Origin of the sequence: Salinisphaera dokdonensis CL-ES53 (genome assembly GCF_040361215.1) — a bacterium.
In the GTDB taxonomy this organism is placed as follows: domain Bacteria; phylum Pseudomonadota; class Gammaproteobacteria; order Nevskiales; family Salinisphaeraceae; genus Salinisphaera; species Salinisphaera dokdonensis.
The window spans coordinates 125,996-151,973 of sequence record NZ_APND01000002.1; the positions used below are offsets into that span (position 1 = coordinate 125,996).

16 protein-coding genes and 1 tRNA gene are annotated in these 25,978 nt (G+C 60.2%); 6 read left to right on the top strand and 11 right to left on the bottom strand.

The window, feature by feature from the left end:
* Positions 1-145 precede the first annotated feature (145 nt).
* Positions 146-5,317: a glycosyltransferase gene (locus SADO_RS06495; protein WP_353110256.1), complete on the bottom strand. Its 5,172-nt coding sequence runs from the start codon at positions 5,315-5,317 to the stop codon at positions 146-148.
* 250 nt (positions 5,318-5,567) lie between these two features.
* On the opposite strand from SADO_RS06495, the gene SADO_RS06500 reads away from it, so the two are divergent.
* From SADO_RS06500 to SADO_RS06510, 3 genes are read left to right on the top strand one after another with little or no spacing between them, the layout of a single operon-like run.
* Positions 5,568-6,284 (top strand): hypothetical protein, encoded by a 717-nt coding sequence (locus SADO_RS06500; protein WP_353110258.1) that lies wholly within the window; start codon positions 5,568-5,570, stop codon positions 6,282-6,284.
* A gap of 24 nt (positions 6,285-6,308) precedes the next feature.
* Positions 6,309-7,454 carry a hypothetical protein gene (locus SADO_RS06505; RefSeq protein WP_353110259.1) on the top strand — a complete coding sequence of 382 codons (1,146 nt, stop codon included), beginning with the start codon at positions 6,309-6,311 and terminating at the stop codon, positions 7,452-7,454.
* Entirely contained in the window at positions 7,451-8,569 is a 1,119-nt protein-coding gene (locus SADO_RS06510) for a hypothetical protein (protein ID WP_353110261.1), read from the top strand. Before SADO_RS06505 ends, SADO_RS06510 begins: the two co-directional genes overlap by 4 nt.
* Here SADO_RS06510 and SADO_RS06515 read toward each other — a convergent pair.
* The 8 genes from SADO_RS06515 to SADO_RS06550 form a co-directional block, all read right to left on the bottom strand.
* Positions 8,566-9,096, bottom strand: a complete 531-nt coding sequence (locus SADO_RS06515; protein ID WP_353110263.1) for a hypothetical protein — start codon at positions 9,094-9,096, stop codon at positions 8,566-8,568. The genes SADO_RS06510 and SADO_RS06515 overlap by 4 nt on opposite strands.
* A gap of 800 nt (positions 9,097-9,896) precedes the next feature.
* Positions 9,897-10,745: an AraC family transcriptional regulator gene (locus SADO_RS06520; RefSeq protein WP_353110265.1), complete on the bottom strand. Its 849-nt coding sequence runs from the start codon at positions 10,743-10,745 to the stop codon at positions 9,897-9,899.
* Between the two features lie 135 nt (positions 10,746-10,880).
* Positions 10,881-12,128: a benzoate/H(+) symporter BenE family transporter gene (locus SADO_RS06525; protein WP_353110959.1), complete on the bottom strand. Its 1,248-nt coding sequence runs from the start codon at positions 12,126-12,128 to the stop codon at positions 10,881-10,883.
* Positions 12,129-12,217: 89 nt separating this feature from the next.
* Complete coding sequence (locus SADO_RS06530; protein ID WP_353110267.1) at positions 12,218-13,021, bottom strand: enoyl-CoA hydratase/isomerase family protein; 804 nt, start codon at positions 13,019-13,021, stop codon at positions 12,218-12,220.
* A 23-nt stretch (positions 13,022-13,044) separates the two neighbouring features.
* A complete protein-coding gene (locus tag SADO_RS06535; protein ID WP_353110268.1) occupies positions 13,045-14,586 on the bottom strand; it encodes an AMP-binding protein in 1,542 nt (513 codons plus the stop codon).
* The gene (locus tag SADO_RS06540) at positions 14,579-15,094 is read right to left on the bottom strand and encodes a (2Fe-2S)-binding protein (RefSeq protein ID WP_353110270.1); all 516 of its coding nucleotides are present in this window, start codon (positions 15,092-15,094) and stop codon (positions 14,579-14,581) included. The genes SADO_RS06535 and SADO_RS06540 overlap by 8 nt, the downstream gene beginning before the upstream one ends.
* Positions 15,091-15,912: an FAD binding domain-containing protein gene (locus SADO_RS06545; RefSeq protein ID WP_353110271.1), complete on the bottom strand. Its 822-nt coding sequence runs from the start codon at positions 15,910-15,912 to the stop codon at positions 15,091-15,093. The genes SADO_RS06540 and SADO_RS06545 overlap by 4 nt, the downstream gene beginning before the upstream one ends.
* On the bottom strand, positions 15,909-18,902 hold the full coding sequence (locus SADO_RS06550) for a xanthine dehydrogenase family protein molybdopterin-binding subunit (RefSeq protein WP_353110273.1): 2,994 nt from the start codon (positions 18,900-18,902) through the stop codon (positions 15,909-15,911). The genes SADO_RS06545 and SADO_RS06550 overlap by 4 nt, the downstream gene beginning before the upstream one ends.
* Before the next feature lie 849 nt (positions 18,903-19,751).
* Between SADO_RS06550 and SADO_RS06555 the strand changes: the two genes are divergently transcribed.
* Together SADO_RS06555 and SADO_RS06560 are read left to right on the top strand one after the other, a co-directional pair.
* A complete protein-coding gene (locus SADO_RS06555) occupies positions 19,752-20,057 on the top strand; it encodes a helix-turn-helix domain-containing protein (protein WP_353110274.1) in 306 nt (101 codons plus the stop codon).
* Positions 20,058-20,062: 5 nt separating this feature from the next.
* Complete coding sequence (locus SADO_RS06560; protein WP_353110276.1) at positions 20,063-21,322, top strand: type II toxin-antitoxin system HipA family toxin; 1,260 nt, start codon at positions 20,063-20,065, stop codon at positions 21,320-21,322.
* A 1,799-nt stretch (positions 21,323-23,121) separates the two neighbouring features.
* Here SADO_RS06560 and SADO_RS06565 read toward each other — a convergent pair.
* A tRNA-Arg gene (locus SADO_RS06565) sits at positions 23,122-23,198 on the bottom strand.
* A gap of 137 nt (positions 23,199-23,335) precedes the next feature.
* Between SADO_RS06565 and SADO_RS06570 the strand changes: the two genes are divergently transcribed.
* Positions 23,336-23,830, top strand: a complete 495-nt coding sequence (locus tag SADO_RS06570) for a c-type cytochrome (protein ID WP_353110278.1) — start codon at positions 23,336-23,338, stop codon at positions 23,828-23,830.
* Between the two features lie 84 nt (positions 23,831-23,914).
* Here the strand turns inward: SADO_RS06570 and SADO_RS06575 are convergent, their stop codons facing one another.
* On the bottom strand, positions 23,915-25,921 hold the full coding sequence (locus SADO_RS06575; protein WP_353110280.1) for a UvrD-helicase domain-containing protein: 2,007 nt from the start codon (positions 25,919-25,921) through the stop codon (positions 23,915-23,917).
* Positions 25,922-25,978: the final 57 nt, after the last annotated feature.

Here is a 25,978-nt window from a genome sequence, read left to right on the forward strand (position 1 = left end):
CGGGCTAACTCACAGATGACGATCCCGCGGCCCGGGCTTTGCTTAGTCCGATAACAACCAGTTATCGCCCCCACCCTTCACGTGCCTATTAACAACGCTCCGCCGGTTGGTGAGGAGTAAAATCGTAGCAGAACGATGCGCCCCCTCATCGCGCGAGAGATGGCGCACGGGCGTTTGTGAGGCGCGCGATGTTTTGTTCGCGTTGGATACGGTCGGCTCCCTTACCGGCGCCAGAAGGCTCGTAAAGATATAGAGGCTCCCGAATATAGACGGGTCGGTCTGCTCTTTCGATAATGGGGAGCATGTAGGCCCAATCGTTCGCCAGTTCGACATAGGCGCCATCGAGCTTAAGCATCGCATCGGGCACAGCGTCGAACAGGTGTTTGCGAAAGCTCCGCAGGTGCTGCCAGACATTTCCACCGCGGTTCGATCTCGGCTCTTCCAGCTTGGCTGGATAGTGTGCCGGCTTGTCCGTTCGCAGCATTGTTCCAACGGTGGCGTCCGCACCCGCTCCGTATGCCTCCGTCAGCCTTGCAAGTACGCCAGCGCCTAACAACGCGTCGTCCGCATCGAGCGTCACGATGATAGACGCAGGATTGCCACACATCTCTCGTACGGCAGTTACCAAATTCGCCAGAAGGCCCTTCCGCCGCTTGTTCAGCACCAAGGAAATGCGTTCAGCATAGGGATGACAGAGCACCTCGATTTCGCGCTGGGTTGCCGAAGCCGAACCGTCATCGATAACAACGGCACCCCATCGCTCTATTGATTGATCGGTAACGGACTCCAGGCAACGGCGAAAGCGACTCGGCGCAACGTCGCGACCGCAGATAACGAAAACAAACTCCTCAAAACGCTCAGGCCTTTTCCACGCTCGGATATCGCCTACGCAATCAACCTGATCGTATTGTCTTTCAGGGAAGATCCCGCGCTCCACCTGACCCATGATTTCGAGCCACATTTCCGGGTCCGCTTTCAGCGCGTTGGTCGGATGGACATAGTAGGTCTGCGCACTACCGCCTCTGAGACTTGTTGCGGTGGTTTCGCTTAACCGCGCGTCCAGGGATCTGTGCCATGGCAACGCGAGCCCGTGGTTACTTATCTCGTTCGGTAACGGCCTCAGGTCTCTGAGCATGTCCAGGTCAATCAAGCCGAGCCTGGACTCGACTCTCCAGCAGCCGCTTGCCGATCTCGCGGTGAATGGCGTTGACTGGCGATGAGCGATGTTGAAGGCGACAGTTACAGCCTGGTTTTGCCTAAGGGCGCTGACCATTTCATGGAGGAAATCGTGTCGTCGATCTTGTCTCCCAATGAGGCAGTCCGAATCTGCATGCAGCACATAACGCGTCCGTATGACGGAAAAGCCGGCGAGCGTGGCGGCCACTTGCGCGCCGTTCTCTGCGTGCGACTGCGTGCTGGATAGACCAAACCACTTTTCGTTGATCGCGGCAGCGCCGGCATTGTCGACTGGCGCCTTAACCACCCGGTCGATCCAACCCTCATGCCTCAGAGTGCGAGCTGAATTCTCGACCTCGACCAAGTTCCCTGCGGCATATTGTCTGGCAAATCCCGTTTCGCGCTGATCTATTACCAGAACGCGTTCCGCAAACGCCCTTGGTGTTTCCAGTTGCCGGACAAGGTGTTTGACTTGCGCTTGCAAGGTGGGGGCTTCCATCGCGCAGACCTTGATCATCAAGCTCACCGGCGGCAGATATAGCAATGGCTCTAATTCAAGCACCAGCTGGGAAGCAATCGGCTCGAACCGGTCGAGATCGATGTCAGGTTTTTCAAACCGTCCAATAACGTTCAAGCCAGCGAGCCGAAGAGCACGCCGCAGGACCCGTTCAGGACGATACACGTCGCACCGATCCCGACCTGTGCCGTGAATCCTTTTTTGCCAACAGAACACGCCTTCGCCATCAACGCTCGGGCGGGATATCGGCACCGACTCTGAATTAGACGTAAAAGGCGAATACGCCGGATGGCATACCGAGACTAGAACCCGCCCATCCGCGCTTACGGCAGAGCGAAGATCCCGCAACAGCTCACCGAGTTCGTCGTCGTCATCGACAACACATATGACACGTCTGCAGATGACGAGATCGAAGGGGGCTTTCCGCATTGCGGTCAGCCGATCCGTAGTGGCCTCCAACCCCTTCGATAAACACGCCACGCGATCAATCGACGTCGCCGGATCGAACGCCACGACGAGCGATGAGACCGCAGTCATGGCACGCGCCTCTTTGCCTTTGCCACAACCATAATCCAGCGTCTTCGCCGGCTTGAGGGTGAGGCCTCGTGCCACCAAAGGATCGGACGTCCCGTCCATGCCGCAGACCAGATCGACACCCTGTCGAAAGTACCGGTACCCGGCCATGAAAGGGCCCGCATGCCCGATTCGAGCCAAACGCATGATCCGTTTAAGATCGGGGCGATGCCACCAACGCCAGGTCAACCAGGCGCGCTCGCACATGCTCTCGAATGCCGCCGGCTCATAGGGGCGAATATCCGCACCATAATCCACAAGCTTGAGCCGGTCGCCGCGAACCCTGAGGTTGGATGGGTGGAGATTCCAACAGACCACACCGTATTCCCGGCATTCTTTGATGAGAGCGACCAGCCCCGGACCGTGTCCGCCACGATAGGGATTGGTGGCTTCGTAGGGGTAAACCAATACCGCCCTACCTCTGATGACTCGAAACGCCTCAAGCGAATACAGGGCGCCAGCGTCAGTCCACTGCCCAATCAGACTATTGAGATAGTTTCGCTGGGCACCTTCCGAGACGCCGCTGGAACGGTCGAACACCTTGAAGACACGTTTGCGGTCCGTAAACACCACAGCCTCTGCGCCACAGCCCAGTATTTCGACGCCGCCCGCCTCAGGCAAGAAACGCCCTACCCACTCCCTAGCCAGATCGACCCGGCGGGTGCTCAGAGATGGTCTTTTTGCAAGCAAGCTATCAACGCGGCTTTGGTGAGCTATCAATTGACTCGGCAACTCATCCACAAACCTCACCATCGTCGCTGCGTCCACCTGACCGACCCGGGCTTCGACTTCGCTCAGTGACGCAGCCTCATACTCGACTTCTACTCGAGCCAGAAATTCCTGGATTTTCTGGCTGGATTTCCGTCTTTGTTCATCGGCGGTGAACCAGTGTTGGTTTAACGCTTGGCGTATGGTCTTCAACAGGCCGCGAACGCGCCAGAAGGAAAGCCTCAATGCTGCGAGTCGCTCACTCGCGTATTTATCGAAGAGGGGTACTAACTGAGCAACATCGAATGCATTCAGCTCAGCCGTACCGATCGGTAATTGCTCGCGAAATGCCGTGTGAAACGCATAACCGATAATATCGTCAACGAGCTTGTCGACATCAAAAAGACTGTCGGTTTCGGTTGCTCGATCCTGCCGAACGTAGAAAGGCGCGACGTTCACCTTCCTCAGGAAAAAATTCCGCTGTATCAAAGCCCAGTTCATGTCGGAGCGGCGAGCCGCCCGGCCTAGGACCGTCGGTGACACGTTCGACGCATCGCGAAGCGCCGCGAGGTCGAACACGAGCGTGTTGCCACCACACTGGACCCCCGGTTTCAGGTCGCCCTGCCCGCCGGCAAGCAGCGGTCTGAACACCTGTTGCCCGCTGAGAATACCCGGCACCGACTCGGCGAGCCGGCGAAATACCTCTCGGCACGTCTCATCCTTGCGTTCACGAGCGATTATAAAAGGCGTCTCAAGGCGATCGGTCTCAGATCGCGACAGATCATAATGTGCGTCGCCGCGACCGGCGCGCAGGGCAGAGTTCTCCCGCTCACTGCGCTCCCATGCCTCATCCGCGCCAGTCTGTGCGAGCGCTCTCAGGCTTGCGTCCAGATCCACCATCTGCCCGCGCATCGTGGCGGCAAATGGCAGGGGCGCATCCCCACAATACTGCCCGATTGCGATATCCACGCGGCTGGCACGCAACCATTGAAGCAGAGGGCCAACCTCAAGCTTTTCGAAAACGTGCTGCCCATCTCGTTCTACGAGCCGTTCCAAACGAACGTCGTCATCAAGTACCCAGACGGCGTCGACCCCCAGTTGATTGCCGTATGCGTAGAGGTACGACTGCAGCGCGCTGCGTGCTTGGGAAATCGGAAGCCGACCATCAGCGTCTCCCTTGCACGGAGACCTTCCCACGCCGTCGGCGGCCAGTTGCTCCTGATCAATGATCAGGACGCCCAGACCATCGAGTGTGAAGCGCTCAACTCCGGCCTCCAACCATTGCCTCCGAGACGGGCCGGAGCCGTTTTCCAACAGCAAGACATCGAGCGTCTCGATACCCTGCTCTTCGGATGCTCGCAACAGGTCGTTCAGAAGAGCTTCTGCATTCTGAAAACGGGCCGGATCGACAATGATCCCCACCAACAGCTTCAGCGCACCATAGGCCTTAGAACCTCCATCCTTAGCAGCCTCGGTAGCATCTTCCGTTCGGTCGCCGAGTCCGCTTGGCGAATTTTCCTCTCGAGGCGACCAGCCGAAGAGTGCTTCAGCCCGCTGCGAAAACCAATATTTCTGCGCGGGGCTCATGCGCGGGCGATATTTAGCGAGGAATACGTCCAACGCTTTTAGACGTGATGGAGATCCATACGTCGAGAGACGAACCCATTCGGTCGAGGCATGATGTTCGGCTGTCACTTCCCGACAAGGTTTATACCGCGCATCAGGGCCCATATCGGCCATGCGAATACACAGATCCCTGTCGGTGCACGCTGGAAGTGCTTCATCAAACAGCCCGGCCTCGAGCAATAAAGATAGCCGGACAGCTAGCGTCGTTTGCTGGATTCCCGGGTTGCCCACGAGAAAGTCTTCGGATCGCAACTCGTCAGGCGGGAATATGACCTCATGTTGACCTGGCGCGACGACTCGATAAAAGGCTGAACTGACCCAGTCCAGTTCCGAGACCTTCAGCTCGGCAGAAAGCTTCTCAACATGGCACGGTAACCAACAATCGTCATCGTCCAGAAAGAACACAATTATGTTCTGAAAACTTGGCTCTGCATGTTCGCCAACACGCCGCACAAGGTGGTCGAGTGCCGTATTCCAAGCACCTGCCGCACACGGGGTGCGGCGATTCGACAGAAGCTCGGTCGGGTCTCGGCTCCAAAGATTCTGTGCAGCCAAGGCCGCGACGATTTCCCGCGACCTTTCGGAGCTCGAATCGTCGACAATAATGAGTCGATCGGGAATGCGCGATTGCTGCGTAATGGAGTGAAGCGCTCGCTTGAGGAGTTGCGGCCGATCGGCGGTCGCTACGATCGCTGCAATCTGGAAATCACAAGTCATCAGTCGGCATACGGTTCTGGGGCATCGCCAAAGGTATCAACTTAAAGGCCCGCCGACCGCAACGTTGCGATTCGGTGCTACCGCAGCAGCTTACCGGCAGTTCCACGCGTGTAACTTATCGCGCTACGCATACGCCAGAACCGATTTTATTTCGGCAAAGCACAAGGTATGCCTGCGTTCGCTGATAGCTAAGGACGCATCTTTTGAATAAGATCAAGAAACTTGGCTACCAAGAAAGGGGGACGAGAGCATGACTAATTCGTGTCTTACGCGTTGGCTCGCACTTTTAGCGGCGGTCTTTCTCGCTACAGCCAACAACGCCTACGCCGCAGACGCTAAGCTCAAGGCCGACCGTTTTTTCGAGTCAATACAACCCGACGTCGACGTTAGCGGCTTCGTTGTGGTCGGACTAAGCACCGGTACATTGATCTCAGGCCATGATATTCCGCAACTGCATCTCAAGCCGGACAACTCCATGGCCGGTATGGATGTTTGTCTAACAGTGCAATCCCGAGACGGCATCTATCTATCCCGTAATACCTACGTATTGCCTGCGGTCGCGGACGGGGGGCCAGTTGGCCTCTCTTATGAAGCATCGACCTCGCTCGATCTGCTGGAGAATTACGGCGACCGGCAACTTGCGGTTTCTGTGCTGACAGGTAGCTGCCAAGACCCCCATGGGCTATATCTACGGCCACACGGCGGTCGTCAAGCAGGGAGGGACAATTCGCTTAATCTCATGATTAACGGATTTGGCGCCACTGACGTTTTCTACTCCATACCATCGCTGAATCTGGATGCCGATTGCGACCCTCTCCGCGACGGACGAACAACTGTCTTCGACTTCTGGTGCCAGATTGAACTGCCCCAACCACAAAGCGATCGCCTGACAATTCGAGTAGAGCGCGAGCGCTACGGTCGCGCTCTACCACCGGCAACGCTCACAATTGCCGCAGACGCACAGTGATCAAGATCTCATAAAATCTCGACCGTGAAAAAAGAAATTGCTCCCTCGGATCCTACGACCCACCGGCCAAATCGGCTGGTAGTGGATCGATGGCATAAAATCGTAAGAGCGACCGATCAAGTCGTTGATACGAGCGATAGATTCTGGCTTTTCTTTACTGCATGCTTCTTGCGTGTCGCCCAATGGTTCATCTTTTTTTTCTTGATATGGATTGGCTACTACGCGCTTACGCACGAAAGCGATTGGCCATTCTCGCTTCGGGCACAAACACGGCTGGCCGTGATCCAAATTGACGGCTCAAGGGAAACCGCATGGGATATTTCAGATGCGACGCTATGCGTTCGTGACAAGCTACCCTCGCGCGCCAGCGCCGTTCGCGAGATTACAAATAATGAGACAGTCGCCGCTACGTGTGGCGGAACGCGTTGGCACGCTTATACGTCGGCCACACCAGACGGTTATGTGAGCGAACTCTCGCTATCGTTCGGCGGTGCTGACGCAACCAAGCTGGGTCCCTACACAACACAGTTCGAGAGCTTGGCGGACAATCGTTTCACCGTACGCATTACGCCGATGTCGAACTCCGACGCCCCACCTCTAAGGATCGTGAATGCCAATCATGTGGATGCGGTAATCCACGGTCCAGTCATGCTGGTTTGGCCCACGCCGGCTAGCGGCATATCGTTGATCTTCCCTTTCCGCGGAACCGCCATGGTGGGCAAGGACGTGACCACGCGTCGAAAAGCGCTCCTCGAACAAGGCCGTATCGAGATATACAGCGCCTCTGACGAAGAGGCGACCGGTCAGAGCACCATCAGTTCGGTCGACTTGTTTCCAGGCGATTATGTTGCGATTGCCGACGAAGACTCGCCACAACGCTCGGCTGCATCGGGTTTCATCCGTCTTTCTCCAGATGCTCTGACTAGAGATTGGCCGGCGTTTATGATTACGGCATTCGGCCGATCAGACGATGTTCGCGTTGAACGTTACGGCGAAGCGGGCATCGATTTTCAGCCGAGCATGTGGGCACAATTAACCCATGACCGCTGGTCGGTCATCCTGACGCTTATCTTATTTGGCGGATTGCCCGCCCTCGCCACATTAGCGGAAGCGGCACGGCTTATTCGTCGCACCGGTACATTCGACCGCGATACAAAAAACAGAAAATGACCTCTATCAAACGAACGTTTGCTGCGGCAGCGTTATTCATCGTATGCACAAACGCCATTGCAGCTTCCGATCAGGCTGTGGTTCGAAAATTGGCCGACGTCCCCCTTGAGGTCGGGCAGGCCTTGATAACGCATTATCGCGACCGCTGTATCGCCGTGTTACCGACACATGTGGTAAGTGAAGCGCAATCACCTTCGCTCAGATATGTCGGCACACGGTCAACCAAATTAGGCAACTTAACCGATGTCGTGGATCTCGGCGACGACCTAAGCCTTGGGTTTGTGACCGGCGGTATTACCCAGAATTGCGGCCACGGCCTCGGATCATTCAGCCGTGCTGTCGATGCGCGACTGTCTCAAAGCACGCAAGGCGCGCTGCGTTTCGTCAATGGCGACGGCTCGCTCGGCTTCGAGCCCGTCGTGTGGCTTGACGACGATCGCCGCGAGTTTATACGCGTCAAACCAACATCACCCAGCAGCGTGTTACGCAAAGGAATGAGCGGCAGTCTCCTCATGGGAGATGACAATACGCCTATCGGGATGTTGCTTTCAGTAAGCACCCGGAGCGGCGTAGGCAAAGTCGTGCGCATGGATCGCCTTTTGGAACGGGCTGAACTCGCTCTCTCGAAGACGAAATCCCGCACACCCGAGGCCGATGCCAATGATTTAGGTCACTCGTCGCCCAATCAGTCGAGCGCGCATAGCGCAAAAAAAGTCCTGACGCTTGTAGCTTGGTCCGCTCCTGCTGCTACGCCTGCCAATCAGGCGGAGAATCTCGTTTCTGACGATATAGATTTGCCACCATGGTTGACGGCGACGGTCCATGCACCTGTCACTCTAGATTTCAGAGTGCAGCCGGGAACCACACTTCGGGGTATCGTGCTTGACGCTTCATCGGTTGCAGCAGACCTACGTCCGAGCGCCGCCGAGTTGATACTTGCAAATAATGAAAATATGCACTATGCCCGAAGCGTTTGGGGCGGACCGCTCGATTTTGGAGAAAAAAACGATGTGACATTAAATTTCGCCCCGACAAGACCGCGTGTGGTCAGGTTAATTCTACACCCCTCTGAACGCTCGAAAATTTCGTTTAAAAGCATAAAAGTCTTACGCTAACGAAGTTTCGCGGTCCCTATAAAACGTATGCTGTTAATCGACACCGGGCCTTGCAACACTGCCCCATCCTTAAGCGATAGAGTTCCTGCACGATACGATGTCTTAAAAACAAAATTTATACCCTGTACTTCGGCACCACCTCTGCGACCGTTGGCATTTACCTCCATGGAATCATGTTCAGGGTTTTTTGAGGTTAATTGAATAACCAGCCGCGGCACCTCGTTCCCCAGCATCTCGCGAGCCTTCTTCTGAGCATCTTCGGGCGCGTTTTCGTCGACGCTCAAGTCGATATATAGAGCATCCATATTAAAAATCGTACCCTTTAATGCCAGCGAGCGAAGCAGGTTGTCTGTACTAGACAATCCCGCTTCTATAGCTAGTTCACGATAGACAGAATTATCGCTATTCATCATTAGCTCGAATGCCGACAGACGTAGATTCCTGTCAGGGCTCTCCATTACTTTCTTCAGCTCTTCTATTTCGCGAGAGTCTGCGCGCGCCTTCTCAATCAACTCTGCCGCGGTCATAGACTCCGCGCTAGCAGCGCTCGTGTAGATGAGCAAAACGAAAACCAACAGCGGCCACGCTTTCTTTAGCATCAGATCCCCCCCGTACAACACAATGAGACTATGAGTTAACAACAGTCGCCGCATTTTTGCCAGCCGCGAATCACGTATGGGATATCTGCGGGCAAGCCAAAACTTTCATATCATTATAGTTTCGCGCGTAAAATCTGTTGGCAAGTCGAGCGTTATCTTACTCTTGGCAAGCTGACGAGCTTCCAACCTAGACGCCCGCGCGGCACACCGAGCCCGCATCGTTGCACTCACCGCAAATATTGCAGACCTCGTAGCCAGCTGTGTTTATTCAGTTTCTTCGAGCCAGTGCCAGTTCGTGAGGAGCGATGTCTGACGATCCAGCCGCGGTCGGCGGTAAGGATTGCAAAGCAAACCGCCTTAGCGTGAGTTCACGGTAAATTGCGGCGCTGTCACTACCCTCCTTCGCCTAGGCGCTCTAGTCGGAACAGGCCGCTACCCCATGTACACATAAAACTGTGTTGATTGAGACGCTTGAAGAGCATCACACCTAGGTCCGCCGCACCGTTCGCTAGTGAAGGGCGCGCCCTTCGCGAGGGCCGCTGTAGGACTAGCTTTCCGAACTGGTCACGACCTCCCGGTCACCCGCCGGCAGCCGGTAACAACCAATTAACGGCACGCGAGATCGACCTGCGCTTACGAGCGCGAGGGTGCATCTGCGAGATTCCGTACGACGCGGCTTCGTTCAAGGAAAAAGAAAACAGTACCCGAGCGGGCCGATCGGCGCGGCACTAGCTGTAGCGGTCGACCACGCGCTGGTACTGGCTCGGCGCCGCGCCCAGATGATTGCGAAAAAATCGCGTGAAATGGCCCTGCTCGGGGAAACCGAGGGACTCCGAAATATTGCCTAGCGAGCCACTGCGCGCCGAACTGAGTGATTCGCAGGCTTTCTTCATGCGTATCATGTTGTGCATCAGATGCGGCGTGATACCCGTGTTCTTGCGAAACAACGAGAAAAAGTGGGCGCGCGACAAATTACACCGCGCCGCCAGTTTCTCCATCCGGATATCTTCAGCGTAGTGATCCATAAGATACTGGTTGGCGCGGCGTATCCGGCTATCGTAAAAACTTGCCGGCGCCATGACCCGCATTCTGGCGAGATGACGATAGTCCGAAAAAGATTCACAAATCGATACTGTTAGCTCGGACAGCAGCTCTTGCACCAAGTCCTGGTCGCTGAGCGTCAACGACATCATTTCCGCGATAAGAGCGTCGGCAATCCGACGCATTGGCCGGTTCAACTGCACGCCGCGCTGCAGAAAGAAATCCGGCCGTGCACTCAAGGCCAACGGACGCTGTAACGCGGCAAGCCAGCTGGGCTCGATATATAACGCCAGAATCAACGTACGCGGCGCGTCGGGTTGGTGCGCGTAGTAGTGCGGCTCCCAGGCGTTGACCAGCACGGCGGTTTCGTCCGTGAGCAGCTGCTTCTCACCGTTCACCGAGAAGTACGTGTCCGCGCCCGTCGCCTTGAGCAGCACATGGCACTCGGAGTGGGCATGCGGTACCAGGGGCTTGTCCATATCCAGCAGGGCAACCCGACCGAAGTCGCCGTGCAGCACACGCTGTGCGATCGACATCGCGATATCCTCCGTCGGTGCTCCGAGCACAGCAATGCGCTTCGGCACCGATCTGATTTGTCAGACAGTCACATTACCACTCACCCACGCAGCGCGTGCCAAGGCGCGCGGGCAGCGCCTTCAACACACCGGGACTCAGTGTGTTCCGGTGGCGGCCGTCGACTGCCCCTCGCCGCTCGCGCTCGCCGGGCGCTCGAGTATCAGCGAGACCAGCACGCCAAACACCAGCGCCCAGAATGGCGCACTGATACCGAACAGCGTCATGTTGCTCATGGCCACGACCAGGGCCACGAAAGCACCGGTCTGGTGACCGAGCTGACGGGAGAAGGCCTGCTGGAACGCCAGCAGGAGCACGCTGATCATGGCCAGTCCGCCCACCACCATGATCAAGGGCTTGGGTAACGCAAGCACGAACGGCACGGCGGCACCGGCCACCAGACCGAATACGCCGAACAACACCGCGTTGACAATCGTGGCGCCAAAACGCTTTTCCTTGTCGTCACCGGCTTCTTCGGACGAGCAGATCGCGGTCATGGGCCCGGCGATGTTGGCATTATGGCCGCCGAATATGCCGGCCAGAATGCCGCCGATGCCGCTGATTATGGTCATCGCGTTCACCGGCGGCCGGTAGCCTTCCGCCATGAGCACGCCGGTCGCCTGGGCATTCTCTGCGCCGATGATCAACAGGCTCAACGGCAACGAAATAGCCAGGAAGCCATTGAGAGTGAACGCGGGCGCGGTCAGTTCGGGCCCGGTGAAAGCGAGCGGCACGTCGGCCGGCTGCAGCATGCCGAAGGCAAGCGCAGCCACAAGCCCCACCACGAGCGCGGCCAGCACCGGCGGTACCGAACGCAGCAGCCTAGCGGCGAGCAGATACGCCAGAACAGCCGATCCGGCGACGGCAGGCGCGTTGCCGACCGCATCCACCGCGCCCGTGCCAAAGCGGATCAATGCGCCCGCGATCATCGCCATGACGATCGGCATGGGCAGCCAGCGCATGATGCGCCCGATCACGCCCGACAGCCCCAGCGCCAGGATCACGAAGCCGCTCATGATGAATGCGCCAACCGCCTCGTTGAAATTCACCGTCCCCAGCGCGCCCACTAGAATCGCTGCACCCGGGATTGAATAGGCGCCGGTGATCGGCTGGCGATAGCGCAGCGCCATGACCAGGCTGATCAATGCGCCGAGAATATAGACCGACATCAACCAAGCCACCGTCTGGCCACCACTCAGGTGGCCCGAGTCGGCCGCGCTGATGATGATCAGTGCCGGCCCGGTACAGCCGAAGATCGCCGCTACTGTGCCGGCGCTGAAGGCCTTGAGCGTCAATGCCCCACCTAGTGCGCCCAACCCCTTGCGGAAGCTGGGCTCGCCCGCCATCGCGGAATCCGATGCTATTTGTTGTTCGTTCATCATCTCCTCCTCGCTCATCCGAAGTTCTCGCTAGACCGGTGGCATCACAACGCGTCTCAGCTGCCGCGGAAATTGGCCTTGCGCTTTTCGCCAAAGGCTTCAACGCCCTCACGGAAGTCGTCCGACGTACGCAGACGGGCATAGCAATGCCCTTCCATCTCGATGGCCACTGACAGCGGCGAGTTCTCGCCGTCGTTGATGAGTCGCTTGGCGGTCCGCTGGGCCAGTGGCGAAAAACGACGCAGCTCGTCGACCAGTGCATCGGTCGCGGTTTCGAGCTCGGCGTCCGGCACGCATTCGACGGCAATGCCCCAATCCAGGGCCGTGGCACCGGAAATACGCTTGGATCGCATGACCATGTGCTTGGTGCGGGCGATGCCGATCATCTTCTGCAGTCGCGCGGAGCCGCCCGAACCCGGAATCTGACCAAGATTCTGCTCAGGCAACGCGTATCGGCAGCTTTCGCCGACGACGCGGAAATCGCAGGCCAGCGACAGCTCGAACCCAACGCCGAAACAGTAGCCGTGGTTGACCGCAATCACCGGCTTGCTGCAGCGCTCGGGCGCGGCTACGTTGTCGGCCAGCTTGGAGACATGCTCGGCCGATGCCTCCAGAAAGCCGCGGATATTGCCGCCACTGGAAAAGTGCTCTCCGACCGCGCGCAGCACGATCACCCGCACGCCTTCGTGTGCATCGAGTGCTTCAAACACGGCGCGCAGCTGCTCGCGCTGGGGCATGGAAATAACGTTGAGCGGCGGGCGCTCCAACACGATATCGGCGCGCTCGCGTTCCACGTCCACGCTCACGCTAAAGCCGTCGTGATCAACCTCGAGTGCGCGTTCGATGATTTCCTGATCCATGAGTAGGTTCCTGTCGTTTGATTTCATGACGGTGTGGTCGCGCCCTCGACGACGTAGCGCTCGGCGACCAATTCGCGGCGCAGCACCTTGCCGACAGCGGATTTGGGGATTTCTTCGACGAAGACATAGCGACGCGGACGCTTGAAGTTGGCCAGGCCCGAGCTGAGGCAGTGTTCCTGCAACGTCTGCTCGTCCACGGCCTCGCGACGCTTGATGAAGGCGGTCACGATCTTGCCCCACTGCTCGTCCTCAAGGCCGGCGACTGCGACCTCGGCGACAGCAGGATGCGTGGACAGCGCGTTCTCGACGTCCACGGGGCTGACGTTCTCGCCACCTGTGATGATCAGGTCGTCCAGGCGCCCGGTGACAAACAGATCGCCCTCGGTATCGAAATAGCCGGTATCCCCGGTAAAGAACCAGCCGTCCTTGAGGGATTTCGCATCGGCTTCCGGACGTTTCCAGTAGCCTTCGAATGCTTCATCGCCGGCCATGTCGGCGACAATGGCGCCCTCTTCGCCGACGGCCGCCGACGTGTCCGGGCTTTCGGCCCCGATCGGCACCACGCGGATGCGCTGGTTGAGGGCGGCCCGTCCGGACGATCCCGGTTTGCGCGCAGCCTGCTGGTCGATGGTGTAGGTATAGACCTCGGAGCTGCCGTAGTGATTGACGAACAGCTCGGGCTGGAAGGCGGCCGCCACGCGCTGCATGAGGCCGTCGCTCATCGGCGCGCCCGCGAACCCGATCTTGGTGACGCTCGCCACGCGTTCTTTAGAGAAATCCGCGTGCTCGAGCAGCATGTGATACAGCGTCGGCACGAGATAGAGATTGGTAACCCCGGCGCTCTCGATGGCGCGGATCGTGGCCGCCGGATCGAACCGCGGGATACACACGAAATGCCCATCGATGACGGCCATCGCCAGCAACGAGCGCACCCCCATCGTGTGATACAGCGGCATCACACCCAGGGTGCACTCGTCCTGTCGATAGAGATTCTGGGCGACATGCGCGAGCGCGGCCGCGCGCTCTGCGCGATGCCGGCGCGGCACGCCTTTCGGACGGCCGCTCGTGCCCGACGTATAGAGCATTAGCGACCAGTCATCGGCCTCGGAACGCAGGATGAGTTTCGACGGCGCGTGCGCGGCCAATGCCGAGAACGACTGGGCGCCATCCGCCGACACGTCGTCGGTCACGATCCGGGGCAGATCGCCCACTTCCCGACACTGGGCCATTGCCTCGGCACAGGACGCATCGTATGCGACGGCCTTGGCCTCGGCATCGGCGATGCAATAGTCGATCTCTTCGGCCTTGCTGCGCCAGTTCAGCGGCGTGACGATGATGCCCGCGAACTGACAGGCCCAGTGCAGCGCAGCCATCTGCCAACGGTTCTGCATCACCACAAGCAAGCGATCGCCACGCGCCAAGCCGAGCGTCTCCAGCCCGTTGGCAACGGCCTGGGTCTGCTCGAACCATTCGTGATAGGTGAACCGCACCGCGCCATCGGTAATGGCCGGCGCCTGTGGCCGGCGCTCGACGGCAGCCAGCAGCGTGCGTCCGAGATCAAACATGCGGCGTCTCCGGTTGGGCGCCGCGACGTTGGGCGGCGACTTCGAGTACGGCGGCGACAATGCCCGTGTAGCCGGTGCACCGGCATAGATGACCCGAGAGCATGTCGCGAACGTCCAACTCGCTCGGCTCGGGTGTCTTGTCGAGAAATTCGGCACAGGAGTTGAGGATGCCGGCCGTGCAGAAGCCGCACTGCAGCGCGTGGTGGCGCTTGAAGGCGGCCTGCAGATCGCCGAGCGCGTTGCCGTCGCACAATCCTTCGACCGTATCGATACGCCGGCCCTCGGCCTGTACGGCCAGCATCAGGCAGGCACGAGATGCCACCCCGTCGACACGCACGGTGCAGGCACCACATACCCCATGTTCACAGCCCAGATGCGTACCGGTCGCGCCCAGTTCGTGACGAATGAAGTCACTCAGAAGCATGCGCGACTCGGCCTGGCCCACGCGCTCGCGTCCGTTAAGAATCAAGCGCACCCGGTACGGGGTGGACGCCGAAATACGGGTCATGGCTTGTCCTCCGTCAGTAGCTTGTGCCCCAACTCGCGGACCAGCTGACGCCGGTAAGCGGCCGAGGCGTGGCCGTCGTCCTCGGCGCCGAGCGACCAGGCGAACGTGTTCAGTTCGGTGCCGAGATCCCCGTCGCGCGGTATCCGCCGCACCAACGGTCGATCGGCCACCCCACCGGCGCCCAGAAAGATTTCGTCGGGGCCGATCGCGGCCGCCAGCGCCACCAGCGCGAAATCGCCGTGACGCATGGCCACTTCGGTGAAACGATAGTGATGCTCGGCGTGCGCCAGCGGGAAACGCACCTCGGTGAGCAGTTCATCGGGCTCGCGCGCCGTGGTGAGCAAGCCCTGAAAGAACTCTGCGGCGGGCACCACGCGCCGACCACGACGCCAATGCCGGCGTTCCAGCACGATCTCGCCGCCAAGCACCGCGAGGCTCAACGGCAACTCAGCACTGGGATCGGCATGGGCCACCGAGCCACAGACGGTGCCGCGATTGCGCGTCTGGAAATGGCCGACCCAGGGCATTATCTGGGCCAGCAACGGGACACGCTCGGTCAATCCAGGCCAGGCAACGAGTTCGGCCTGGCGCGTGTTGGCACCGATGCATAGCCGGTCGTCCCGTATCTCGATATAAGCCAGATCGGTGACGCCGCCGATATCGATGACCAGCGTCGGCTCGGCGAGGCGCATGTTCAGCACGGCCATCAGCGATTGCCCGCCGGCGAGCACGCGTGCATCGCTACCCGTATCTGCAAGCAGTTTGAGTACCTCGCTGCGGCTTTCGGGCCGCGCGTAGTCAAAGGCTGCCGGCTTCATTTTTTGCTCCGGCCGAAGAGGCTGAGAATCATGTCGACGATGCGCCGCCACCAGGCGCCGGCGCCCGATCCGCCGCCGAGTTCCGCCGCCAGCCTGGAAAAGATCTGACCGATGATTACGCGCGCTGCGCCCTGCAGCATGCGTGCGCCCACGGCCGCGAACTTGCCGCCCACGGCGGCCTCGTAGTCGTAGTCGAGCCGTGTGCGATTGCCTTCGATCGCGGTCAGGCGCACGCGCGCGCTGCCCTCGGCCGTACCCATGGCGCTACGCCCGACACCGCCCAGCTTCAGTGCATGCGGTGGGTCAAGCTCGCTGAGATTCACGTCCGCCTTGTAGCGGGCGCGAATCATCCCGACACCGACGGTGACATCGGCCTGGTAGGCGTTGTCACCCACCGCCTGCAGGTCGTGACAGCCCGGGATGATCTTGGCCAGCGTCTTCGGATCCAGAATGGCGTTGAAAACCGTTTGCGGGTCGCCCGGCATCTCGACGCTGTCGCTGGCCTGCAACGCGGAGCCGCTACCGGCGGCCGGTTTGATCGGTTCCAGGCCTTCCGGCGCGGCCGGCTCGTCGATACCGATCATCGCGCGAACTCGCGAGGGGGTGAGCGGCAATTCGATCTCGCGCTCGCCCAGCGCATCGGCCACCGCATTGGCGATACAGACCGGCGTGCTCATATTGTTGCCCTCGCCGGCCCCCTTCGCGCCCAGAGGGGTGAACGGCGACGGTGTTTCCATGTGCAGTATCACCGGCTCCGGCACTTCCATGGTGGTCGGAATGAGATAGTCGGCCAGGGTTCCCGCCTGAAAACTGCCATCCGCGCCGTATTCGAACTTTTCCATCAGCGCCGCCCCCAGACCCTGGGCGAATCCGCCGCGCACCTGGCCATCCAGAAGGGCCGGGTTGAGAATCCGTCCGGCGTCGTGAAGGGTGACGTAGCGGTCGAGGCGCACACGCCCCGTTACCGCGTCGATCTCGACCCCGCAGTAGTCGAACACGAAGCCGTAGCACAACGAACTGTTGATATGGTCACCGGCGTCCGGCGCCTCCAACTGCGGCGGGCTCCAGAACGCGGTCTCGCGCAGACCGCCGGCCTCGTTTCCCGGCAACAGCGCCGGCGCCCAGTGCGCGGTGCCAGCCATGCGCCGAAACGAGGCGGAATGACGATCGTCGTCGGCGACCGTCACCTGGCCACCGGCGAACCGGATACGGTCGGCGTCGACCTCGAACTGGTGTGCCGCGATCGCGGCCACACGCTGGCGGATACGGCTGGCCGCCTCATGCACCGTGCCCGCCACCGCACCCGCGAAACGGCTGGAGTAATTGCCGGACGCGTTCGACCAGGGATCTTTCTGGGTATCCAGTTCCACGTTGACGGTTATCGCCTCGAAATCGAGACCGAGGACATCGGCGACCACCTGGGCGGCGACCGTGCGATGCCCCTGACCCTGCGGCGTGGAGGACACGTGCACGGTCACGCCGCCGAGTGGATCGACGCCCACCGTGGCGGTAGCCACCGCGCCGTTCTTCGGACCGGCCTTTTCACGCTCGGCCGGCGTCATTGCAGTGGTGATATAGCCCATGTTGGAAATCGAGGGCTCAACCACCGCGCAGTAGCCAATGCCGTACAGACGGCCCTCGCGCCGGGCCGCGTCACGGCGCTGCTTGAGCTCTTCCAGGCCGCCGTCGGCAACGCCTTTTGCGATCGCGCTCTGGTAGTCGCCCGAATCGAGCAGCGAGCCCGCCGGCGCGCGGTAGGGAAAGGCATCCGCCGGCACAAGATTGCGCCGGATGACCTCGAGCGGGTCGAGATCGAGCTCGACCGCGATGCGCTGCATCAACCGCTCCAGGGCGTAATAGACTTGGGGCCCACCAAAGCCGCGGTTGAGTCCGGTCGGCGTCTTGTTGGTCAGCACGACGCGATTGCGCGCTTCCAGGTGCTGGATGTCGTAGGCGCCGGTGAGCGTGCCGTGCATGCGGTAGAAGGTCGCCGGCTCCGGGGCGCGTAGATAAGCACCGCAGTCATCGAGCTGGTCGTAGCGCAGCGCGCTGATTCGCCCCTCGGCCGATACCGCGGCCTCGATTTCGGTCACTCGGTTGGTGGCCGACGACGAGGCCTGTAGATGCTCGAGCCGGTCCTCGACCCATTTCACCGGGGCCCCGGCCTTGCGTGCCGCCAGTGCCATGAGCACCACGTAGGCGAACACGCCCTGCTTGATGCCGAAACTGCCGCCCGAGTCCGGCGGCGTGCGCAGACGTAGCCCGGAGGCGCCGACCTTGAGCGCGCGTGCCATCACCGAGTGCAGCGCGAACGGGCCCTGGAAATTGGCGGTGACGTCGTAGGTGCCCGCGGCCACGTCGTAATCCGCGATCACCACGTAGCATTCGATAGGCGTGCAGGAGCTACGCGGATAACGCACTTTCAAGGCGATACGATGAGCGGCCTCCGCAAACGCCTTATCAGGCTCCCCGTAGGAAAAGTGCCGATCATTAACGACGTTGACACCTACGTCCTCGTGCAGAACCGGCGCCTCTACCTGCGCAGCGGCTTCGGGATCTATGACCGGATCGAGCAGATCGTAGTCCGCCTCGATGGCGTCGAGCGCGTCTTCAGCAACATAGCGATCACGCGCGACCACTACAGCGACTGGCTCGCCGACATAGCGCACCTTGTCGACCGCCAGACACCAATGCTTCATGGGCTGGCGCACGCCGACCGCGAATGGTGCCGCCCACTCGCGCACGTCCTCGCCCGTAAGCACGGCATGCACACCTTCCATTTCAAGCGCGCCCGAGACCTTTACCGAACGCAAGCGAGCATGGGCATGCGGTGAACGAAGCACCGCCGCTTGGAGTGTGCCGGCGGTTGTCGCGAGATCATCTCCGAAACGCCCGGCGCCGCGAAGCAGCGCCGCATCCTCAGCGCGCTCGCGAGCCCGGCCTACTTCGGTAGGCGCGACGCCTTCCTCGACTGACTGTTCGGCCTGCATATCCTCCTCCAGGCGTCTCCGTTTGAAGTCGGAATAACGCCTGAAAAACAGGCTACGGTCGCGCAACGGTCATTGCTTTGTCGCAGTGACCGAATATTTGTCGCGGGCTCTATGCATTTGCCGCAGAGTCTGATTGGGCACATCGCAGGCTTGCCCGCGTCGCGACCAAGCCTGCCGATTGGCGACCTGGAAGGTGACAATTAAACGGCCCGCGTGCAGGCATTCAACGCGGTGAAGGCCGCAAATTCATCGACGGCGCTAACAGCTGTGCAGACACCTTCGGTGCGCAATACTTCGGGGCGTGACGAAAGCCCGTTATCGGTGGTTATCGGAAATCCGATAATTATTGGATTTCCGATAATGGCGTATAACGCGACACCACAGACAACGGCGTTGATCACCTGAATCGCCCACAGCCACGCCCGTGCGGGGCGGGCCGCGGTTCGAAGCAGCAAGCCAAGCAGGCACTGCTCTCAATATCGCCGTCCACTCGAAACGCTCGATATCCGGCTGGGCGGATTGCGTCGCGATACAAGGGCAAACAAAAGGCGCGTCGGCGTTCACGATGCCCGCACGGATATTGAGCTGGTCGCGATCCAAGGCGACCCGGATCCTGCAACCGGCATGTATGAGGCATTCTCACGGATACCGCCATCTTGGGTCAGCGCACTCGGCATCGGCGTGAACAACCTGGTGGGTTTACACACCTAGGCGTTCTGCCGAACGCAGAAAATATCACTGGAGTGATAAATAAACCATATCAGCAGAGCAAATAAATCAGCGCTAATATCATTTAACTGATATAATTCTTTTATCGCTAAACCCAATAAATGCCTCGGTGTTTGTGTCATGAGAATCACCACGCTCAAACAACTTGGCGCTTTCATTCGCGACCGGCGTCGCCAGCGCAACTGGACGCAGCAGGAGCTCGCAAACGCATCCGGGACGCTGCAGTCCTGGCTGTCGGGCGTCGAGAAAGGTAAAGGCAATCCCGAGTTCGGCAGGCTCATGGCCCTGTTGAGAGCACTGGATGTCACGCTGGATCTCCAGCAACAGCCCTGCGCGTCGATACCCAAGCGCCCTCCCGCCGCAAGTGCACAAGCGACTTCCGTGCAGTCGCTTCGTGCCCGATTCCAAAAAGACGGCACGAAGTAGTCGACATGAAACAGACCGTTGACCTCTTCTTGAATGGCATCCCGGTTGGCGCCGTCACCCGACTAAGGGCTGGCCGGTTCGAGTTCGAGTATGCAGCGTCATATCGCGCCGACGAGACCAATCATCCGCTATCGCTATCCATGCCGATGACGGCGGCCGTGCACCGTGATTCACGCGGTGAGTCGATCGTCCGAAATTTCATGGCGGGCCTACTGCCTGACGACCGCGAGGTTCTGCGCCGCTACGCCGTCCATTTCGATGTGCCTGATAACGACCCGCTGGCCGTACTCGAGGCCATTGGTGGTGATTGCCCCGGCGCGGTGAGTTTTGGGGTGCCCGACCGGGAGCGCGACCTTAAACCACTCAATGATCCGGCACTCGCCGAGCTCATCGCAGGCCTCAGGCGTGGACGTACGCCCGAAATCTTTGGTCGGAACCCTGGCTACTTCTCCCTGGCTGGTGCCCAGCCGAAAACCGCTTTGGTCTACCGGGATGGGCAGTGGTACATGCCCCTTGGCGACGAACCAAGCACGCATATCGTCAAACCGGCGATGCGTGACCTCGAAGATCAACCGCTTAACGAACACTTCTGTTTGCAGCTCGCGCGCGAGGCCGGCTTGGCTACCCCGGACTCCTGGGTCGAGCAGGCGGGTAGCGAGCAGGCGATCGTGGTTGAACGATTCGACCGGCTCGCCGATGACGGCTTCGATACGCTGCGCATCCATATCGAGGATATGTGCCAAGCGCTAGGGTACGCCCCGAACCAGAAATACGAGGACGAAGGCGGCCCGGGGATCCGCGCGATCGGCGAATTGCTTCGAGACAACGCAACGGATCCGGCCACCGATCTCGAACAATTCATGCGGGCGGTGATGTTCAACGTGATCGTGTGCGGAACCGACGCCCACGCGAAGAACTACTCCATCTGGCATGTGGCAGGACCCGAGCTTGCGCTCACGCCGCTCTACGACATTAATAGCGTCTACCCCTACTTTCTACAGCGAAAGGAACGGAAGCTGGCCATGGCCGTCCGGGGCAAGAAAATCCAGTACGACATTCGGCCAGAGCATTTCGAGGCCGAGGGCAACGCCTTGGGTCTGCCGGCCGAACGAGTCAGGAAATGGCTGCACGAAATGGCTGAGCAATTACCCCAGCAAGCTCGGATTACGCGAGATCAAATGCCCTACGAGTCGCCGGTCATCGACCAAATCGTCGACGGGATGACTGCTTACGCAAAGCGCCTTCTCGGACAGTTACGGCGGTGACGAACATTTCGCGTCGCCGCAGCGGCGGCGCCACCCGAGCCATGGCCGCGCGCCTCACTGGCGGGATCTTTTCGGCGCCGGGCCCTGTGCGAGCCTGGTCTCGATCAGTTCTCATACGCTTGCTGCCAAAGGTCAGCCGGTAGCAGATCAAGCCGAATTTTTCGTGGACGGCGATACCGCGGTCGCAGTGATGCGCCCATGCCTCGTTTCAGGCCGTCCCTGGGGCAACTATCGTCAGCACCATATTGCCAACGCAACACTTCGCAGCGCGTCGGGGGATGGTTGGCGATACCGGCTCCGGCCAATCGAAATCGCCGTGGCCGTAAAGCGCGAGGCGCCGCAGCGTATTTCTCGAACATGACACGCGGGCCCTAAGCCCCGAGGCGAGACATTGGTCGACCGCGCCACCCGTTTACACCTGAACGGAATTTCTCGCTGTTGCGAAATGTGACCGGATTTGGGACGCCGCGTTTCGCGATACCGCGCTGCGTTATTTCCTACACCTTTCGCACAGGCAGACTGCGTGATCGGCTGGCGCCGCTAGTGATCTGATTATTAGTGGATTCTTCTGGTCACCGCGCCCGCGTCATCGACACGCGTCACCCTTGCTGGCTCACCCGTTTACACCTGGACGGAATTTTCTCACCGCTGCGAAATGTGACCGGATTTAGGATGCGGCATCTTGCGATTGCTCGCTGCATTATTTTCTACACCTTTCGAACAGGCAGCCTGCGCGATCGGCTGGCGCCGCTAGTGATCTGATTATTAGTGGATTCTCCTGGTCACCGCACCCGCGTCATCGACACGCGTCACCCTTGCTGGCTCACCGGTTTACACCTGAACGGAATTTTCTCGCCGCCCCGAAATGTGAACGGATTTGGGACGCCGCGTTTCGCGATACCGCGCCGCGTTATTTTCTACACCTTTCGCACAGGCAGACTGCGTAATGGGCTGGCGCCGCTAGTAGCCTGATTGTTAGTGGCTTTTCCTGGTCGCCGGAGCCGCTTCGTCGGCACGGGTCACCCCCGCTGCCTCACCGTTTACACCTGAACGGAGTTTTTTCGCCGTCGCGAAATGTGAACGGATTTGGGATGCCGCGTTTTGCGATACCACGCTGCATTATTTCGTACACCTTTCGCGGAAGGCGGCTGCGCAACGGTATAGCGCCGCTCGAAAACTGATTATCAGTTGGTTTTTACCGCTCCCCGCCCTCAATTCTCCCGTACGCGTCGCCCTCACTGGAGCACCCGTTTACACCTGAGCGGAAATTTCTGGTCGGACTGTAATGTGACCGGATCAACGCTGACCCCGAACTAAAAGGCACCGTCCAGACTGACGCCGCGCCGACGGCCGGTTTCCATAGCCGGGGACGAACGGCCGATGACCGATCATGCGCGCCTGGCCACTACAGGGTTGAAGTGCAGCGCGCCTCGGAAATGAAAATCGACACGCCCCAATCCATGATTGGACCGCTCACAGTTCGCCGCGATGCGCGATGGCTCAGGATCGGATTCGATACCGGGACGTCGACCGACGATATTCAGTCGTCGAGACCGACGAGTCACGTCAGCCGGCGACCATCCGTCAGGAGAGCGTTGACCGCCGCGTTTCCAGTGCACGCTGCATGCCCGTTTGAGCGGTGGCGCAACCGACGGCGCCGACGGCAGTTCGCACGGGGGCTGGTTAGCCAGTGCGCGGGAATCTTGAAAATATCAAAGGGGTGCGTTCAGTGCTTCAGAGGCGCCGAAATCCGCGCCAATAGAGCGGCCTGATTTCAAGCCTTTGAGCAGTAAAGGGATTGGTGCGCCCGGCAGGATTCGAACCTGCGACCCTCGGCTTCGGAGGCCGATACTCTATCCAGCTGAGCTACGGGCGCCCTAGCGCCGCAAAGGATACGCACACCACCGCGTCGCGTCCATGCGTAGCATGAGTACGTATCCGTGCCGAAAACAAAATCCGTTATACTGCGCGCTCTCAAGCGCTCGTTCGACCACGCAGACTCAAAGCCTCGCTATGACCGCCAATTCTGACCAGACCTTCTTTCGCGCTTTCACGATTGTGCTGGGCGTACTGTTCCTGATCACGATCGTGGCCATCGTTGGCGCGCGGATGATCACGAATTGGGGTTCGAACGATGACATGCGGCCAGAGCAGCTCACGCGGGTGGAATCGCGGACGGAGCCGGCCTACGCGGTCAACACCGACCCCAACGCGACCTCGATGGCCGCAGCCGGTGGTGAAAGCGGCGGTGGCGAGCCGATGTCCGGTTCCGAGGTTTACCAGAATGTCTGTTCCGCCTGCCACACTTCGGGCGTTGCCGGCGCGCCGAAGACTTCGGACACCGCCGAGTGGAAGAAACGCCTTTCCGACCAGGGCAAGGACACCCTCTACGAACGCGCTATCAATGGTTACAAGGGCATGCCGGCCAGGGGCGGCAACCCGGATCTGAGCGAAGAGGAAATGCACAAGGCGGTCGACCATATCCTCAGCGAGGCCGGCGCCGCCTGATCGGGCGCTGCGATCGATGGCCGAGAAAGCCGCCTTCAACGGGCGGCTTTTTTTATGTCCGGAACCCGGTAACCACCGAGTTGGCTATTCGCCGCTGGCCTCACCGAGCATTGCCTTGAGCGCGGCCAGCTGGTTGCGGCCATGCTCAGCATCTGCCTTGGGATTTCGCTTGCCGGCGTTCGGCCACTCGATCTCATCCTTGGGCAGTTCTTCGAGAAAGCGGCTCGGCGTGCTGTCGGTATTCTCGCCGCCGCGACGGCGCTGGCGCGCATAGCTCAGTGACAGCGTCTTGCGCGCCCGGGTGATGCCGACATAGAGCAGACGCCGCTCTTCCTCGATCTTGTCCTCTTCCATGCAGGCGTGGTGAGGGAGCAGCCCTTCTTCGAGTCCGGCGAGGAAGACATGGTCGAACTCCAGCCCCTTCGCCGCGTGCAGGGTGAGCAGGTGGACCTGATTTTCGACGTCTTTTTCGCTCTGGTTCGCGAAATCCATCAGGCTGAGCCGGCGCACGACTTCGTCGAGGCCGCGCGGCGTACCGTCGCTGTTCTCTTCCATATGGCCGAGCCAGCCGAGAAACTCGTCGACGTTCTCGAGGCGCTTGCGGGCGGCGCGGGTGTTGGCTGCGGTATCGCGTAGCCAGTCGCGGTAGTCGATATCCGCGATCAGCTGCACGACCAGCGTCTTGGCCGGCATGGATTCGCCGTCGCGTGCCAGGCCGGAGGCCCAGTCCACGAATTCGGCCAGACGCCGCCCTGCGCGATCACCCACACCGCCGGACAGCCCTACGCCACGGGCCGCATCGAACAGGCTCAGGTTGCGACTGCCCGCATAGCGGCCGAGCGCTTCCAGCGTGGCCGGGCCCAGCTCGCGGCGCGGCAGGTTGACCACGCGCAGGAATGCCGCGTCGTCGTCGGGATTGACCAACAGCTTGAGATACGCCGCCAGATCGCGGATCTCGCTGCGTTCGAAGAACGACCGCCCGCCGGACACGCGATAAGGAATATTGCGTTCGCGCATGGCCTTCTCGAAGGCGCGTGACTGGAAGTTGCCCCGGTATAGCACCGCATAATCGCCATAGGCGTTGCCGGTGCGCAGATGATGTGACGAAATCTCGCTGGTCACCCGTTCGGCCTCGCCGGCCTCGTCGGCACAGGCCAGCACGCGGATACGGTCACCCGGCCCCATCGCGCTCCACAGGTTCTTTTCGTAAACGCGTTCGTTGGACGAGATCAGCCGGTTGGCCGCCGACAGCACGTGCCCGACCGAACGATAATTCTGCTCGAGCTTGATGACCTTGAGATGCGGAAAGTCGCGTGACAGATCGGCAATATTGCCCGGCCGCGCCCCGCGCCAGGCATAGATGGACTGGTCATCGTCGCCCACCACGGTAAAGGCCGCACGCACGCCGGCAAGCAGGCGCATGAGCTCGTACTGGGCCGCGTTGGTGTCTTGATATTCGTCTACGAGCAGATAGCGAAACCGATTCTGCCAGCGCTCGCGGGCGGCCGCGTCCTCGCGCAGCAGCTGTACGGGCAGGCTCAGCAGGTCATCGAAATCCACCGCGTTGTAGGCCTTGAGACGGCGCTGGTATTCGCCGTAGGCACGAGCGATGGCCTGTTCCGAACCGGCCGCGGTCGACGCGGCGGTTTCCGGATCGATAAGCGCAGATTTCCAGGCGCTGATGGTGAAGCGCGCCGTCTTGCGCTGGTCGGCGTCCTTGCCGACCAGGTCGGCCAGCATCTTGTCGGCATCCTCGGCGTCGAAGATGGAAAAACGCGGCTTGTAGCCAAGCGTCGCGTGTTCCTGGCGGATCATCCGCAGACCGAGGCTGTGGAAGGTACTGACCGTCAATCCACGTGCGGCGTCGCGGTCGATGAGTTTGGAGGCGCGCTGCTTCATCTCGCGCGCGGCCTTGTTGGTGAAGGTCACCGCGGCGATTCGATCGCCGGCATAGCCGCGCTTGATCAGGTGCGCGATCTTCTGGGTGATCACACCGGTCTTGCCGGAACCGGCGCCGGCGAGCACCAGTAGCGGACCGTCGAGATAACGGACCGCGGAGTCCTGCTGCGGATTGAGTTTCGGGGTCGCCATGGGCGGCAGAGTCTAGCAGTTCGGCGTGGCCATTCAGACCGCCGATTCGCGGTCCTG

Excerpts from the sequence above, each read along its gene's own strand:
- SADO_RS06550 (WP_353110273.1), bottom strand. The coding sequence starts at position 18,902 with ATGCAGGCCGAACAGTCAGTCGAGGAAGGCGTCGCGCCTACCGAAGTA.
- SADO_RS06570 (WP_353110278.1), top strand. The coding sequence starts at position 23,336 with ATGACCGCCAATTCTGACCAGACCTTCTTTCGCGCTTTCACGATTGTG.
- SADO_RS06495 (WP_353110256.1), bottom strand. The coding sequence starts at position 5,317 with ATGACTTGTGATTTCCAGATTGCAGCGATCGTAGCGACCGCCGATCGG.
- SADO_RS06510 (WP_353110261.1), top strand. The coding sequence starts at position 7,451 with ATGACCTCTATCAAACGAACGTTTGCTGCGGCAGCGTTATTCATCGTA.
- SADO_RS06515 (WP_353110263.1), bottom strand. The coding sequence starts at position 9,096 with ATGACCGCGGCAGAGTTGATTGAGAAGGCGCGCGCAGACTCTCGCGAA.
- SADO_RS06500 (WP_353110258.1), top strand. The coding sequence starts at position 5,568 with ATGACTAATTCGTGTCTTACGCGTTGGCTCGCACTTTTAGCGGCGGTC.
- SADO_RS06520 (WP_353110265.1), bottom strand. The coding sequence starts at position 10,745 with ATGTCGATCGCACAGCGTGTGCTGCACGGCGACTTCGGTCGGGTTGCC.
- SADO_RS06525 (WP_353110959.1), bottom strand. The coding sequence starts at position 12,128 with ATGGCGGGCGAGCCCAGCTTCCGCAAGGGGTTGGGCGCACTAGGTGGG.
- SADO_RS06560 (WP_353110276.1), top strand. The coding sequence starts at position 20,063 with ATGAAACAGACCGTTGACCTCTTCTTGAATGGCATCCCGGTTGGCGCC.
- SADO_RS06535 (WP_353110268.1), bottom strand. The coding sequence starts at position 14,586 with ATGTTTGATCTCGGACGCACGCTGCTGGCTGCCGTCGAGCGCCGGCCA.
- SADO_RS06540 (WP_353110270.1), bottom strand. The coding sequence starts at position 15,094 with ATGACCCGTATTTCGGCGTCCACCCCGTACCGGGTGCGCTTGATTCTT.
- SADO_RS06555 (WP_353110274.1), top strand. The coding sequence starts at position 19,752 with ATGAGAATCACCACGCTCAAACAACTTGGCGCTTTCATTCGCGACCGG.
- SADO_RS06575 (WP_353110280.1), bottom strand. The coding sequence starts at position 25,921 with ATGGCGACCCCGAAACTCAATCCGCAGCAGGACTCCGCGGTCCGTTAT.
- SADO_RS06530 (WP_353110267.1), bottom strand. The coding sequence starts at position 13,021 with ATGGATCAGGAAATCATCGAACGCGCACTCGAGGTTGATCACGACGGC.
- SADO_RS06545 (WP_353110271.1), bottom strand. The coding sequence starts at position 15,912 with ATGAAGCCGGCAGCCTTTGACTACGCGCGGCCCGAAAGCCGCAGCGAG.